Annotated in this window: 14 protein-coding genes and 1 pseudogene; 6 read left to right on the forward strand and 9 right to left on the reverse strand. The window is 66.3% G+C overall.

Translation table 11 applies throughout. The features are described 5' to 3' along the window. Positions 1 to 979 precede the first annotated feature (979 nt). The 4 genes from ACFYXS_RS05690 to ACFYXS_RS05705 all read left to right on the forward strand — a co-directional run bounded on the left by ACFYXS_RS05690 (position 980) and on the right by ACFYXS_RS05705 (position 5,770). Complete coding sequence (locus tag ACFYXS_RS05690) at positions 980 to 2,101, forward strand: tyrosine-type recombinase/integrase (protein ID WP_389244223.1); 1,122 nt, start codon at positions 980 to 982, stop codon at positions 2,099 to 2,101. Continuing rightward, the gene (locus ACFYXS_RS05695) at positions 2,098 to 4,299 is read left to right on the forward strand and encodes a tyrosine-type recombinase/integrase (RefSeq protein WP_389244225.1); all 2,202 of its coding nucleotides are present in this window, start codon (positions 2,098 to 2,100) and stop codon (positions 4,297 to 4,299) included. Before ACFYXS_RS05690 ends, ACFYXS_RS05695 begins: the two co-directional genes overlap by 4 nt. Then, a complete protein-coding gene (locus ACFYXS_RS05700) occupies positions 4,286 to 4,867 on the forward strand; it encodes a DUF6262 family protein (protein WP_389244227.1) in 582 nt (193 codons plus the stop codon). Before ACFYXS_RS05695 ends, ACFYXS_RS05700 begins: the two co-directional genes overlap by 14 nt. A gap of 285 nt (positions 4,868 to 5,152) precedes the next feature. Continuing rightward, complete coding sequence (locus tag ACFYXS_RS05705; RefSeq protein WP_389244229.1) at positions 5,153 to 5,770, forward strand: hypothetical protein; 618 nt, start codon at positions 5,153 to 5,155, stop codon at positions 5,768 to 5,770. Between the two features lie 529 nt (positions 5,771 to 6,299). Here the strand turns inward: ACFYXS_RS05705 and ACFYXS_RS05710 are convergent. The 5 genes and pseudogenes from ACFYXS_RS05710 to ACFYXS_RS05730 all read right to left on the reverse strand — a co-directional run bounded on the left by ACFYXS_RS05710 (position 6,300) and on the right by ACFYXS_RS05730 (position 9,845). Continuing rightward, entirely contained in the window at positions 6,300 to 7,724 is a 1,425-nt protein-coding gene (locus tag ACFYXS_RS05710) for a DnaJ C-terminal domain-containing protein (RefSeq protein ID WP_389244231.1), read from the reverse strand. Then, entirely contained in the window at positions 7,714 to 7,863 is a 150-nt protein-coding gene (locus tag ACFYXS_RS05715) for a hypothetical protein (RefSeq protein WP_389244232.1), read from the reverse strand. Before ACFYXS_RS05715 ends, ACFYXS_RS05710 begins: the two co-directional genes overlap by 11 nt. Positions 7,864 to 8,186: 323 nt before the next feature. Further along, positions 8,187 to 8,602, reverse strand: a pseudogene (locus tag ACFYXS_RS05720) (TerD family protein); the annotation flags it as partial. A gap of 132 nt (positions 8,603 to 8,734) precedes the next feature. Further along, positions 8,735 to 9,145 (reverse strand): hypothetical protein, encoded by a 411-nt coding sequence (locus tag ACFYXS_RS05725; RefSeq protein ID WP_389244234.1) that lies wholly within the window; start codon positions 9,143 to 9,145, stop codon positions 8,735 to 8,737. 346 nt (positions 9,146 to 9,491) lie between these two features. Further along, positions 9,492 to 9,845: a hypothetical protein gene (locus tag ACFYXS_RS05730; RefSeq protein WP_389244236.1), complete on the reverse strand. Its 354-nt coding sequence runs from the start codon at positions 9,843 to 9,845 to the stop codon at positions 9,492 to 9,494. A gap of 12 nt (positions 9,846 to 9,857) precedes the next feature. Between ACFYXS_RS05730 and ACFYXS_RS05735 the strand changes: the two genes are divergently transcribed. Both ACFYXS_RS05735 and ACFYXS_RS05740 read left to right on the forward strand, forming a co-directional pair. After that, positions 9,858 to 10,214: a DUF4241 domain-containing protein gene (locus tag ACFYXS_RS05735; RefSeq protein ID WP_389244238.1), complete on the forward strand. Its 357-nt coding sequence runs from the start codon at positions 9,858 to 9,860 to the stop codon at positions 10,212 to 10,214. Between the two features lie 70 nt (positions 10,215 to 10,284). Beyond that, positions 10,285 to 10,587, forward strand: a complete 303-nt coding sequence (locus ACFYXS_RS05740) for a hypothetical protein (protein ID WP_389244240.1) — start codon at positions 10,285 to 10,287, stop codon at positions 10,585 to 10,587. Positions 10,588 to 10,817: 230 nt separating this feature from the next. Here the strand turns inward: ACFYXS_RS05740 and ACFYXS_RS05745 are convergent, their stop codons facing one another. The 4 genes from ACFYXS_RS05745 to ACFYXS_RS05760 all read right to left on the reverse strand — a co-directional run bounded on the left by ACFYXS_RS05745 (position 10,818) and on the right by ACFYXS_RS05760 (position 13,877). After that, positions 10,818 to 11,705, reverse strand: a complete 888-nt coding sequence (locus ACFYXS_RS05745) for an SDR family oxidoreductase (RefSeq protein WP_389244242.1) — start codon at positions 11,703 to 11,705, stop codon at positions 10,818 to 10,820. A 55-nt stretch (positions 11,706 to 11,760) separates the two neighbouring features. Beyond that, positions 11,761 to 12,144 carry an MmcQ/YjbR family DNA-binding protein gene (locus tag ACFYXS_RS05750; RefSeq protein ID WP_389244244.1) on the reverse strand — a complete coding sequence of 128 codons (384 nt, stop codon included), beginning with the start codon at positions 12,142 to 12,144 and terminating at the stop codon, positions 11,761 to 11,763. Positions 12,145 to 12,274: 130 nt separating this feature from the next. Then, positions 12,275 to 13,192: an NADP-dependent oxidoreductase gene (locus ACFYXS_RS05755; protein WP_389244247.1), complete on the reverse strand. Its 918-nt coding sequence runs from the start codon at positions 13,190 to 13,192 to the stop codon at positions 12,275 to 12,277. 55 nt (positions 13,193 to 13,247) lie between these two features. Then, entirely contained in the window at positions 13,248 to 13,877 is a 630-nt protein-coding gene (locus tag ACFYXS_RS05760) for a nitroreductase family protein (RefSeq protein WP_389244249.1), read from the reverse strand. Positions 13,878 to 13,902 lie beyond the last annotated feature (25 nt).

Here is a 13,902-nt window from a genome sequence, read left to right on the forward strand (position 1 = left end):
CCTGTCCTGGACCGGTTTGTTCCTGGTGTTGTGTCGCCCGGACTCGTGAGTCGCGGGCAACGGTGGCCTGTGAGGCGTGCGGGACCTCGCTGTGGACCACGCTCGCCCCGACCCGTAGGTCGTAGAGGGCTTCGTCGGTCGCGCGAGGGTCGCCATCGACGGTCACGGCCCCGTCGGCAGCACCGCGGTCGACCATTCGCTCGATCCGGTCGACTATCTCCATGGTTCCGGCGTTCTTCGCGATGCGCACGGCCTGCGAGAGGCCGGAGATCGCCGCACCCAGCTTGACGACCGGACATCCGCCGTGGCGCTCGCCCCAGTGTCGGCGACGATGCTGCCCCTGATGGCCATGCGGTGGTTGAAGTTGCGCTGCATCAGCGCCTCGAGCGAGGCGTCCTCGATTCGACCGTGCAACCGATTAGACCGGTCGTCTAAAACCTGTCAACACGCCCGTCCGGCCTCTTCGACACCCCGCTTCACGGCCGTCGCGCGTGGAGGTCGCCCGAGAAGGCGCGCGCCAGTTGCGTAGACAGTGTCTACGACGCGATCAACGCGGGGCCGACCCTCGGCATAGCCGTCGCGGCCGGGACGGCCGGGATGACGGGCGCGACGCGGGTTTCCCGGGTGGGATGCCGGGGCGGTTCGTGGCGTCGTGAGCGTGTGGTTTCGTCGGACGGCACGCCAGGTGTGATCGTTTCCCAGGGTGGGGGAGGCTGCCCGGCTGCGTGCCGTGGTTGCTGTGGTGCCGTGGGGTGATGGGGCCCGCGGCGGTGGCGTCGCGGTGTCCTCGAGCTGCGGCTGGCGGTTTCAGCGCGGGCTTACGGTGGGGGCGTCGACGGCTTCTTGCAGGAGGATCTCGGCGCGGGTTATCTGCATGGCCCCCGAAGGGCTGAGGCACGTGCGTCACAGGTGCTCCCAACCCCTATGCCTCACTGACAGTGATGATGATCTGAGGCACAAGAACAACCCAGGAGTATCGATGTTCCGCATGGAGCGGGCTGTGTCGCCGAGCACAGGCGCCGTGACCATGGTTCTGGTCGACGACCAGACCTTCAAGGTCCACCCAGAAGCACGCGACTTCTCGCTACACCTTCGCGCCCGTGGGCGATCACCCCACACACAACGCAACTACATCCCCCGAGTCGGCCGCTACCTGAACTGGTGCGATGCCAGGGGCACTGACTGGCGGACGGTGTCGTTGGGGGAGCTCGCCCGGTACAAGTTCGCCATCGAGCAGACTCCGATCCGCAGGACTCAGCGACTGCCCGAGGGCAAGACGGTGAACGCGCACCTCACCACGGTGTGCGAGTTCTTGCGCTACTGCGCCATGGAAGGCCGCGTCCCGGCGGAAGTCGCTGACCGGCTGGTCGAACCCCGCTTCCTTCGGTTTACCCCGACCGGTTACCAGCGTGGTGAGGGCGGGGAGCATCAGGTCGTTCGGGCACGCGTCCTGAAGTCACCGGAGATCGAGAAGCCGCCGGCCACGCTGACTGCTGACCAGTCGCAGCAAGTCGTCAGTGGTGCGAGGACGGCGCGTGATCGGTTCCTGCTGAGCATCCTCCTTGCTGGTGGTCTGCGAATAGGGGAAGCCTTGGGGCTGCGTCGGGAGGACATGCATTTGTTGCCCGACGCCACGCACTTGGGATGCTCGCGAAGGGGGGCCCATCTTCATGTTCGGCCGCGGAAGGACAACGCCAACGGCGCTCGTGCGAAGGGCGGCCGATCACGTGTGGTGCCACTGACCCAGGAGTGCGTGCACCGGCACCGGGACCAGCAGACAGAGCGTGGCAGGGTGCTGGCGGCTGCCGGCTCCGACTTCGTTTTCGTAAATTTGATCGGCGCCTATAAGGGTAGGCCGATGACTTACTCCAACGCCAAGCAGATTATCGAGCGGATCGGGGTCCGCTGCGGGTTCCGCGCCCGTCCGCACATGATGCGCCACACTGCGGCAACCCGCTGGATCCGTGCTGGCGTCGATCTGGACGTTGTACAGACATTGCTCGGGCATGCCTCCTCGGCCAGTACGGCTGTCTATTTGCATGCGGCAGACGGGGACCTTCGTGCGGCTGTCGAGCTGGGTGCTGCGGGGGCCGGCAGGTGAGCGCGGTCCTTGCAACGGTCCCAGGAGGACAGCCGGAGGCCAGCCAGGCGGAATGGCAGTCGTGGCTGGCAACCCGGCTCGAGCCGCAATGGCGGCAAGGAGAGTGGAATCCTGAGACGAATGTCTTCACCGGCTCGATCGACAACCCCCTCACCGCCGCGTATCCCTGCCGTGTCGTGAGATGCCCGGCAAGGGTGGAGTCATTCAAGAGTTACTGCTCTGGCTGCACCCACGACCGCCGCAGCAAGGGCAACCCTCCAGACTTCGCGACCACACACGTGCCGGGTTCCCGCCACGGCAATCAGCATGGCGGCGTCAACCACGGCATCGGAAAGACCCAGTTCACGCTCACCCAGCTGTCCACGACAGTCCGCACCGAGATCCTGTTCGCGCTCCAGCAGCGCGACCACCTGGACGTCACCCTCGTGCCCGGACGTGTCAGAACCCTTATTCCTCGTCTGCCCACAGACCTGCGCTCTCTGCTCGACCTCCCAGCCGGTTTCCCCGAGACCTTGGACAAGCTGCGCCGGGCGACGCTCCGGGGCCTGTTGGAGCAACTCGCTTGGGCCCGCAGTCAGTACGAGGGCGCCGACCCGACTGCGGGCGACATCTGGGACTGCGGTCTGGTCGGGCTGATCGCGGGTAGGCGCCGCGAGTACCGCGCGGTGTTCGGAACCATCGACTTCACGGTGCTGAGGCAGCCGTGGCTGCGCGAGATGGCCAAGGAGTACGGACGACAGGTACGACCCACCGTGCAAGACCTGCGTGCCGACGTACAGGCCGCGGCTATCGCCTCAGCCGCACTTGCCTCCCGACCGAACGGGGAGCTCCCACACAAGCTCCAGTTGGGGGACATGAGCGTCGTTGTGGATGCATTCAGGGCTGCGCACAACCCGAAGACAGGGAGGCCATACGGGAACAAATACCGTCGGACGCTGCTCGGGCAGTGGCGTAGATTCCTTGACCGCGCTCGCCTGCTCGGCCTGATGGACCAGGTCCCCGGCACTTTCGCCCTCTCGCCGGCCTTCCACCAGATCCAGGCCCCGGTCGAGGACGCCGAAGACGACATCGGACGCGCGGTCCCCGAATTCGTGATCGCTCAACTCGACCAGCATCTGCACCTGATCGGCACCAGCTACGACCGCAAGGGCTGGACAACTGACGACTACGCCCAAATGTATGCCGCGTACTACCGGATCGTGCGCGACACCGGGCGGCGCCCGGAAGAAGCCGCCCGACTCAGGCGCGGATGCGTCCAACGGGTCGATGGCAAGCCCACGCTCATCTACGACAACCTCAAACGCCGACGATACGGGCGCCGACTGCCCATCACCGAAGACACTGCCCGAGACATCGAGACGTGGGAGAGAAGGCTGTCGGCGCTTCCGGTGCGCTCGCTTGCCCAGGAGTGGCTCTTTCCTGCCCCCGGCCAGAACCGCACCCGCCGTGGCCACATGTCAGCACACCACTTCGCTAACAGGATCTTCCGGACTTGGATGGACCGGATCCCGGCCCTGATCAGCGAGGGGTACGACGATCAAGGCAACCCCGTGCCGTACAACAGCGCGGAAATCACCCTGTACGGATTGCGGCACGCGTACGCACAGCGTCACGCCGACGCCGGCGTCCCCGTAGACCACCTGCGGGAGCTTATGGATCATCGCGAGATCGACACCACCATGGGCTACTACAAGGTTTCGCTGGAACGGAAACGCCGGGCCGTTGAGACCGTTGCCCGGCTGACCGTCGACCGGCACGGCAACCCCCGCGGACACCACGACCCACTGGCGTATGAGGGCCAGACCGTCGCTGTCCCCTACGGCGGATGCACCGAACCCAGCAACGTCAAGGCGGGCGGACAGCACTGCCGCATTCGCTTCCAGTGCGCCGGCTGCGACTTTTACCGCCCTGATCCCTCCTATCTGCCAGCGATGGAACAACAGATCACCGAGCTGCGGGCCGACAAGGAGGCAGCCCAGGCGATGGGCGCTGCCAGCTGGGTCATCCGCAACTTCGACGACCAGATCGCCGGCTACAACAAGTCCCTCAGCCAGATGCGACACACGCTGGAAGGACTGCCTGAGCAAGAACGCCAGGCGGTTGAGGAAGCGGCACGAGAGCTCCGGAAGGCACGGTCGGCTGCAGCCTTCGTCCCCCTGGACGCACTCACAAACCGGAGCGCACGTGAGAACCACTGAAGCGTCCCGGGACGCTCGCGTCGCGCGTCTGCGCAAGGCCCGGCAAGCAGACAGCACCTCCAAGACGGCACGTGCGCAAGCCACCGTCAGTGCCCTCCTCAGCACCGGGCAGCGCGTCTCCTTCGCCCGCGTGGCACGCGAAGCGGAGGTGTCCACCTGGTTCGTCTACAACAGTCCCGCAGTGAAGACCATGATCCGGGAGGCAATAAACGACCAGGCTCACCACGGGATGAAGACGGCTGCACTTCCACCGCCTCAGCGAGTCACAGCAGCGAGCCTGCAAACCGATCTCGCCCTCGCCCGCGAGGAGATTCACGGTCTCAAACACGAGCGTGACACTTTGATGCGCCGCGTTCAGCTCGCCTTGGGCGCCGAGATCGACAACGTGGCCCAAGCTGATCTCAAAGGACGCATCCGAGACCTGGAACTGCAAAATCAGGCCTTGACCAGAGACCTCACCGAAGTGCGCACCCGCGCCGAAGGACTTGCCCGAGAACGCCAAGAAGCAGACGAAACGATTGCGTCGCTCCGGCTTGCCCTGCGCAAGGCCATGAGGGTGGTCCCGTGATGACCTGAGAACCAGGCGGAGCCCTCGATCAAGGGCCCGCCTGGTCCACTCTGCTCGGGTAATGCCAGGACCAGAGGACGGCGTGACACCGAGCGATTACGCACCGCGATTGCGCTTGACCTTCGAGTCGAGTCGAAGTGGCTTTGTTCACGAGAACGGGTTCTGGCTCCGTGATCGGTGACAATCCGTCACGGGTACTGGACGAGCGGGGAGCGTGGTGCTTGCCGGTGGTGGATGTCATGATCGGCTGTGGCTGGCTGAAAAGTACAGAGAGGGGGAGGGCGAGTGGAGAGGTTCACCGTCGAGCCGCTTCGGGTGGTCGACTTCGTGGAGCACGTGCGGCGACGCCCAGCGAGGTATTTCCTGGTCGATCAGGGCAGCCCCGAACTTCCCACCGAGGTCCTGCGGGCGGTGGTCTGGGACGCGCTGCACCGTCGCGACGGCAGGCATGGACAGATCAGTGTCCAGATCGGATCTGATCTCAGCTTCACCGTGGAGAGCGATCAGCGCCCCAGTGCCGATGAACGGGAGAGGCTTCTTCCGGAATTCTTCGGTTCCCTGCTCGACATGTTCGACATGCAGCGTTGGGCTCCCTCCGCAGCTGCCGCACTCAGCGTCCGCACGGTCATCGAGGTGTGGCTGGATGGCCACGGCTATCGCCAGGAGCTCGCAGGGATGGACCTGAGCGGACCCAGGGGAGAGTTCGTAGCGCCGAAACCCTTCGGGACCCGGACCACGTTCCACCTCGATCCTTCATTTTGCGGTCCGGGCGAGGCCATCGCCTGGGCGCTGCGACCCGAAGAACTGCACCGAGAGGGAGGAACGTGCAAGGAACATCCCTCACCCACGACGTTTCCGATTCACGATCTCCGCGCGGAGGCTGAGGAGTCACTCAGCAAGTAGGACTCGTTTTCGCAGAAGGTCGAAGCCGACGCGGCAGAACATCTGGCGCTTGAGCATCTTGATCCGGTTGACGTGCCCTTCGGCCACCGTCGTCGGTGTGACGAGCTGCTGACGTCATGTTGGAAGCACGGCCCCTTGTGCCTCACGTGCCTCGCGTGGTGTCGACGCGCTACGATCCCCGCACACCAGGGTCTTCGTGCTTCATCCCAGTGCAGGTGTGCAGATAACCCTGGTCGAGCAGCTGTCACGGTCGGCGTCGATCCAGTGGCGGAATGCGGTGCGCTGGTAGCCCAGGCGGTCCTTGCCGATGACCAGCAAATGCACAATCGCCTCCGGCAGCGGGATCCTCTCGGCGCCTGAGGCCGAGGCCTGTGGGATGAACAGGCTTCCCGCCAGTGGTCTTGCGGCGAGGGTAGCTACCGTCCACCGTCGTGCCTCTGACGCCATGAATTCCCCACGTCATCTCTCCGGCTGTCTAAGGCTGGCAGTCACGAGGGGCTTCGGAGGGACTGCCGATCGGATCGTGTAGTCAGCTCCGCCCCAACACAGTGATCAGAAAATCCCCTCGACCGCCTCCGTCCAGGCGTGTGGCGCCCAGCCCCTGGAGCCGCAAGACCGTACCGGACTTCAAGCCACGGGAGACGCGTACGGTTTTCGGCCCGTCAAGAGTCGCCACTTCGATCGTCCCGCCCTTCTTCAGGACGCTAAGGTCCACACTCTCGTAGCAATGGAGGTCGGCGTCACCGCGGCGGCCCATACCCTCGTGGGGCAGTTCGGTGATCTCCACATAGAGGTCGCCCCGCGGCCCCCCGCCAGGGCCGCTCTCGCCCTCTCCTCCCAGCCGGATGCGCGCGCCGTTGAATACGCCCGCCGGCACCTTCATGGTGAGCGTTCGCCGCGCGGTCACTCGCGCTGCGCCGCGGCAGCGTGGGCAGGGATCGAGAAAGACCGTGCCGCATCCCTCGCAGTGGGGGCACAGGTCTTCAGTCGACTCCCCTCCCTGGCCGCCGCAGCTGTCGCAGAGGACCTCGGGAGTGCCGGGACGGCCGCCCTTGCCTGCGCACTCGTCGCAACGGATCGCCGTGTCGACCTCGATGTCCTTGACCGCGCCGAAAACCGCTTCCTTCAAGGTGACATCCAGCCGGACCAGTGCGTCCCGGCCGCGCCGGACGCGCGCCAGACGGGCCGGTGCCACCAGAACCGGGCTGTCGGCGGCAGCCGGCGTGCGCGCGATGACGACCTGGTACTGCAGGTCGGCCCACATGTGCGGTGTCTGCCTGGCCCCGCGACGGCGCACGGACTCGTACACGTACTCGTACAACTCGTTCACAGTGATCAGACCGTCTCCGCCGAGGTCGGCGGCTCCGCTGCGCAGCCCTTCCACCAAGGCGTCGGTGAAGTACGACAGCTGCGGGGCCCGCGCCGTGACCTGCTCGCCTTCCCAGGCGTATTCGGTACGGTTGGTGGCCGTGAGCACGACGCGCCCGTGTCCGGCCAGTTCGTCCTTCAGATGGAGGATGCCGTCGCCCTTGGCCGAGGCCATGAACGCCCCGCTGTAGCAGCAGTCGAGCAGGACGACGATGCTGCGCGCCCGGCACCGTTCCATCCGGTCTCGCAGGAAGGCGGCAGGGATCGCTGTGGAGGCGGGAAGATCTTTTTCGGTGTCGCTCGCGGCGAAGTAGAGCCGGCCGTCATCGTCCTTGATCCCGTGGCACGACAGATGGAGCAGCAGCGTGTCGTCGCTGCCGCGACCGAGGAAGAAGCGCTCCAGAGCGCGGGCCAGGCGGTGCGAAGGCTGGTCGACGAGTATGTCGGCGTCGAAGTCGCCGATGCCCGGGTCACGTAGCACCGTCGCTAGCGCGGTCACGTCCTGCTCGGGCGAGCGCAACGCCCCCAGAGTGGCACTGTCGTAGGTGCCGGTCGCGATGAGCAGGGCATGGCGCTCACCTGGCATCGTCGGGATCCTCCGCGGTCGGGAGCGCGTGGACGAACGCGTCGATCAGGCGTCGTCGATCCTCCGGGGAAGCCGTGTCGAGCTCGACGGTCCGCCCGTCCCCGTCGGCCTTGACGTTCCGCACCGGCCGGTTCTGCATCCGCGTCTCTCCGATCTACTGAGGGGTCAGTCTATGAGCGTGCCGTCAGGGACGGGCGGGGAATGACGTTGCTGCCGCGTTCTCGGCGCTGCTCAGCCGACGGGTTCTGTCTGCTTGTGTACTGCTGCAGCGCCCTATAGATCCTCCTGTCCCGCGAGCAGCCGGACGCCGCCGGACCACCGCCCCTACCCTGAGGACCGCAGCGTCGTCATCGCGCCGGAAGGCCCGCATCGTGAACACCTGCTGGACTGACTCGCGGTACCCGGCTGTTTCTGGCAAGTGCGAGGTGCACGGCCGGCGTGGATCAGGCCGGTGATCCCCCGTCAGGGAACGTGGCGTCTCGTCCAGGCGCCCGCGTTCACCACGCCGTGGTCTGCAGCAATGCCTGACAGTCCCGATGCGTAGCCCATTCCGATGGTGAGGAACGTCCATCCCTCTTCGGTGCGCCGGAGCTGGCCGAAGAGAAGTGAGGTTTCGGTGCGCGCGTCATCGCCCAGGGCGTATCTAACGATTTCGAGGTTGCGGGAGCGGTCGACGACCCGGATGTAGGAATCCCGGACAACGCGTGTACGGACACTGCGAATGAGATGCGGTCGACAGAGGACTCGACGCGGCTGAGGTCCACGCTGATGACTTCGCCATCGCTCCCGGTGAGGTTGCCGACGTCGTTCGGCCCCTGGTGTACGAGGGCGTTGTCAGCGCTGCGGAGGTTCTTGTAGAAGATGAAGTCGCGGTCGGACCTGACCTTTCCTCCTCAAGACTTGGGGTCGCCCTCAGCGAGGAGGAAGGCGGAGAGGTCGAGCCCGCATTCCGGACGGTCGGCCCGCGGTGGCCACCCGACCGCGACTTCTACACCAGAAGCGCCTCACGGTCAGCGTTCACCGGTGGACTCCTCGGCCACCTCTGTGCCTGCGGTAGCCCGAAGGAACTGTTCGACGAGTAGCCTCTGCTCCTCCTTCGAAGCCGCGGTCAGTTCAATGCTGCGGCCCTGCAGATCCACCTTCACGCCGCGCACCGGCCGGCCGTTCAGCCACACCTGGACCAATTCCAGCACGCCACGCCACACCGCGGGCGCGGCCGACACCAGCAAGACACCGGCTTCGACGGCGTCGAGGGGCTTCGCGCCCAGCGGCACCACGCCGTCCCTTAGCCATCGGACATCCGCCACGTCCAGCTCGAGCAGTCGCCCGCGAAGGTTCAAGGCGAGTTCGGCCAGTTCTTCCGTGTCCACGTCGTCGGCTGGAACAAGTCCCAGAACTGCCCCGACACCCACCTCTGCCATGTAGTCAGTCCCCCTCTGTACCTGGTGGCGACAATTTTAGGGGGAAGGTGCAGCCTGCGTGCCCAAGCCTTGGCAACCTGTGCCCCCGAGAGCGGGGCCCATCTTCCGCCCCGAGCAGCGCTGTTCACGTCCTGGGACGAGCGGCAGGTCACGCAGACTGCTGCCCTTGCCGAGGAGGACTTGCCCGCATTCTGTGCACGCCAAATGGGCGGGGACCAAGAGTGACGCCACGGGCAGCGGAGAGTCGGCCGACCGCCGTGGCGGGCGGGGCAGCAAGCCGATGCCGGTGATCGTGCAGTGCCGGTACCCGGGGCGCACGAGATGCGCGCTCGGGGGCGGGGGTTTTTCAGGAGCTGTGCTTGTCGACCTCGGTCAGTACTTGCGCGACGACGTTTTCCGGGGATTCCTGGAGGTGGTTGACGGCCGTCGCCAGCAGGACCGTTCCCACCCGGGCGTTGGCGTGGGCGATCTGGCCCGCGACCATGGTCAGTTGGTTCCAGCCCTCCACGATCTTCTCCGGGTCGGAGGTGTTCATGCCTTCGCGGAAGGTGGCCTCCGCCGCGTCCAGCAGGTCCGCGTACGGAGCCGTCACGGCGTCCCCGCTGTACCCGCCGCCGGACTTCGCCAGCTTGTACATGCTGATCAGAGCATCGCCGGCGCGACGGTCGTAGTCGTCGGCCGTGCTGTTGTCGATTCCCATGCGGCTCAGCCTATGCGGCACCCCCGACAGCACGGCGCGGCAGCCCACGAAAGCGCCGGTGCGGGTAATACCCAGCGCGCTGCTCGGCGAGGGCCAGTTCTACGGGGTTGGCGTGGATACCGGCACCGCGGCCTTCATGGATGCGACTCGGACGGTGATCGAAGACCAGCTGGACGAGGACCTGTTCATACTCTCCACAGCCATTTCACCGTCGAACTGCCCAGCACGGAGCCCGAGCCGAACCTCATCGCCTTCCGCGCCGGCCGGGGCGACGGAGCCTACCCCGTCTGGATCGGCCGCACCGATGACGGACAGGTGGGTTGCGTCGTCTTCGACTTCCAGCTCCCTTCCGCCGACGGGCGAGAGTAGGGGGCCGCCGACCATCGGCGCGAGGCCGCACTGCTCCCGAGACTGGGACCGCGGCGAACCCCCAGATCGATTGCACACGGCGATTGAAAAACTCGACATCTCGATCACCGAATTCGGCCTGGTGGACGCCTTCCCGGAGAACGTCAAGGAAGCTCGCCAGCGGTACTACGCGTCGATGTACATCGGCGATACTGCTTGGGAGGACAGACTCGTGCTGATGGCTCACCCCGCTGTTCTGCTCCGGCGCCAGTTGAAGACGTGGCCTGCACGCTGTGTGTGGCGACTGGAATCAAGCGATGTCGATGCCGCCCTCATCGCCGCCCGGCTGCGTCTGCCCGGCGCACGGTCCGACGACTCCGCAGTACCGGCCTGACTCGCAGAGGCAGCCTGAAGAGGCAAGAACGGTACCCCGTCCGCTTCGACAGCGGACGGGGTCGCGCCGTGCGGCGCCAGGGAATCACCACCGCGCCGGACGAGCTCGGATCACCTGCCGGAACAGCGCAGCCGGCCGGGGATCGGGCAGGGCGAAGCTCACGTAGAGGTCCACCTCGCCTGCTTACCGGCAGCAGACCCCTGTCCGGTCCCGGCGGCATCCCCAGGGATTCAGCCCAGGGCGGGATAGTCGCCGGCAGCGAGGTCGTCGAGCAGGTGTGGGTGGGTGGGCTGCCAGCCGATCCGTTCCCGGGTCAGCGCACTCGACGACGGCATGTCAAGGGCGAACACGCGACCGATGACGCCGAAGCGCTCAGGCGGCGCCGACTCGACCGGCACCCCGAGAACGCGGCCGATAGCTTCGGCCAGCGACCTCATGGTGTCGCCCTCGTCGCTTACCGCGTGCAGGACCGTGCCCGGTTCAGCGTCCTCGAGTGCGATGCGGAACAGCGATGCGGCGTCACGTCGGTTGACCGCCGGCCATCGCTGTGTGCCGTCGCCGACGTACGCTGACACGCCCGTTTTCTGCGCGGCGGCGATGAGCACAGAGCAGAAGCCGTATGTCGACCGGCGTTGATGCACGGAGCGCGGCAGCCGCACGACAGAGGACCGGATGCCCTGGCCGGCCAGGTTCAGCACCACGTCGGAAGTGCGGCCGCGGCCACCGACCGGACCGTTGGTGGTGTCGGGGTCGTCTTCGGTGGAGGTGTGGCCTGGCATCATCGGCGTGAGGCCGGCATGCACGAACGGCTTGCCACTGCCTTCGAGTGCGGCCGCGAGGGTCTGCACGGCGCGCGATTCCTCGTCGATGCCCTGTTCCAGGTTGTTCCAGTCGTTGCTGAAGGCCAGGTTGATGACACCATCGGCCTGCGCTGTGCCGGCGAGGAGGCTGTCGAGGTCGGTGAGGTCGCCGCGGAGCGGCGTCCCGCCGGCGGCGGTGACGGCCGCGGCCCCGGCATCGGAGCGTACGAGGCCGAGGACCTCGTGACCAGCGGCGATGAGTTCGGGAACGACAACCGAGCCGATGCTGCCGTTGGCGCCAGTGACGAAAACGCGCATAGGGGGCTCCAGATGACTGCTGCGACGCTGCGCCGCAGGATGGGCATGTCGAGGGTCAGGTGTGGCGGTCGTAGGTGTGTGGATCCACGGGTTGCTTGGACTTGGGAAGCCCTCCGACCACGAGACGGTAGGAGTCGGTCACGAGTTCCTTCACCAGCTTGTCGTCGATGGTGTCTCCGCCTGCGACCGTGATCCAGTGCCTCTTGTTCATGTGGTAGCCGGCGGTGATGCCCGCGTACTGCTCGCGGAGGGCTGTGGCGTCGTCCGGATCGGCTTTGAGGATCAGGACGGGGCGTCCGGGCATGTCGGTCATGAGCATGAAGACCTTGCCGCCCACCTTGTGGAGCTCCCAGTCGGGGCCCGAACGATGCTCCTCGTCGGTGCCGGGCAGTTCCGCGGTGCAGTCGCGCGCGATCTTCTGCAGTTCCTGTCCGTCCAAGGTGATTGACTCCTCTGTCGCGTCGAGTGCCCGGCGTGCGTCGGTCCGGGTCCCTGCGTCGGTCGGCGGCCGACGGCCGTGGAGTGGACCAGGACCATGACCTGCCGCTCGGACGGTGGCCGTCCACTGGCTAAGGGAGGACGCGGATGACTGTCTTCCCGAGGCGTCGCGTGGTCGGGTTGAGGGCGCCGATGGCATCGTCGAGGCTCGCGACGTCACCGATGTTGGTCCGCAGCCGTCCGTCCCGCACCCGCTGCACGATCTCACCGAGTCCGGGGCGATCGGCTTCGACGACGAAGTCCACGGCCAGGCCGTCAGCGGGCCGTGCTTCGACCGGGCCGACAATGGACACCAGTGTTCCTCCGGCCTTGATCAGGGCCGCGGACTGCTTCTGAACGTCGCCACCGATGACGTCGAAGACCAGGTCCACGCCGCCGACGTCCTTCAGCGTGTCGTTCTCGAGGTCGACGAACTCGTGCGCCCCGAAGTCGAGCGCCTTCTCGCGGTCGGCGGCGCGTCCGGTGCCGATGACGTAAGCGCCGGCTTCGCGCGCGAGCTGGGCCACCATCGTCCCGACTGCCCCGGCTGCGCCATGTGCGAGGACAGTCTGGCCGGCCTGGAGACGGCCGTGCTGGAACAGGCCCTGCCACGCGGTCAGACCCGAGATCGGCAGGGACGCGCCCACCGTGAAGTCGACGTCGCCTGGCAGCGGTGCGAGGTTGCGTGCTTCGATCGCCACGTACTCCGCGAGGGTGCCGTCGCGGTGCCAGTCGGCGAGGCCGAAGACCCGCTGCCCGACCGAGAGCCCCGTCGTGCCGTAGCCGAGAGCGGTGACCACTCCGGCCAGCTCGTGGCCGGGGATCGACGGAGTCTTGTCACGGCCGGCGCGATCGGCCCAGGTGGACGGCCACTCCATCTCTGTGGGGACGAAGCCCGATGCATGGATCTGAACGATGACGTCGTTGATCGCTGCGAGCGGCTCGGGTCGCTCAGTCAGCGTCATTCCGGCCGTTCCGGCGGCCGGGTCGGTGACCACAATGGCTTTCATGGAAATGGCCCTTCCTGGTAGCTGTGGTGGATCTTGGTTTCCGGGTGGTTGCGTATTAGACGAAGGTGAACAGCTGGTCTGTGTCGAAGCGCGAGATCGGGGTGTTGTACACCCTCTCCGGGTCGGGGTAACCGAGCGCCAGCAGCACCGTCGTGGTGTGTCCGCTCTCGCGGATCTTGAAGGCCTTGTCGACACTGGTCGGGTCGAACCCCTCCAGCGGCGTGGCCTCGACACCGAGCTCGGCGGCCGCCATCATGGTCAGGCCCACCGCCATGTAGGTCTGCTTCTCCATCCAGTGGTTCAGGTCCTTGTAGCCATAGGTGCGAAGGTTGAGGAAATCCCGGGTCATGGATTCCCACAACTCCTGCTTGGACGGATCAGGGAACCGGCCGTCGGCCCTCTCCTTTGCGAACACCGCCTCGAGGTGGGCGTCGGGCAGATCTGCCCGGGTGGTGAGGATGATGGTGTGCGACGCGTTGAGGATCTTCTCGGCGTTGTCCCGGAATCGTTCGCCCAGATTGTCGGCGAGCCGCGCCTTGCCTTCGGGCGTGGCGAGGACGTAGAAGTGGCTGGCTTGTACGTTCACCGATGTCGGCACGGAGCGCAGGAACCGCAGCAGCTGCTGAAGGGTTTCCCCCGGAATGGTCTTGCCGGGATCGAAATACCTGGTGAGATGCTTGTTCATGAGCTTATCGAGATTCATATGGATG

This window comes from Streptomyces sp. NPDC002574, assembly GCF_042889545.1.
Classification (GTDB): Bacteria; Actinomycetota; Actinomycetes; order Streptomycetales; family Streptomycetaceae; genus Actinacidiphila.

Excerpts from the sequence above, each read along its gene's own strand:
- ACFYXS_RS05710 (WP_389244231.1), bottom strand. The coding sequence starts at position 7,724 with ATGCCAGGTGAGCGCCATGCCCTGCTCATCGCGACCGGCACCTACGAC.
- ACFYXS_RS05725 (WP_389244234.1), bottom strand. The coding sequence starts at position 9,145 with ATGGCAGAGGTGGGTGTCGGGGCAGTTCTGGGACTTGTTCCAGCCGAC.
- ACFYXS_RS05730 (WP_389244236.1), bottom strand. The coding sequence starts at position 9,845 with ATGGGAATCGACAACAGCACGGCCGACGACTACGACCGTCGCGCCGGC.
- ACFYXS_RS05755 (WP_389244247.1), bottom strand. The coding sequence starts at position 13,192 with ATGAAAGCCATTGTGGTCACCGACCCGGCCGCCGGAACGGCCGGAATG.
- ACFYXS_RS05745 (WP_389244242.1), bottom strand. The coding sequence starts at position 11,705 with ATGCGCGTTTTCGTCACTGGCGCCAACGGCAGCATCGGCTCGGTTGTC.
- ACFYXS_RS05715 (WP_389244232.1), bottom strand. The coding sequence starts at position 7,863 with ATGCAGAACCGGCCGGTGCGGAACGTCAAGGCCGACGGGGACGGGCGG.
- ACFYXS_RS05735 (WP_389244238.1), top strand. The coding sequence starts at position 9,858 with ATGCGGCACCCCCGACAGCACGGCGCGGCAGCCCACGAAAGCGCCGGT.
- ACFYXS_RS05690 (WP_389244223.1), top strand. The coding sequence starts at position 980 with ATGTTCCGCATGGAGCGGGCTGTGTCGCCGAGCACAGGCGCCGTGACC.
- ACFYXS_RS05760 (WP_389244249.1), bottom strand. The coding sequence starts at position 13,877 with ATGAACAAGCATCTCACCAGGTATTTCGATCCCGGCAAGACCATTCCG.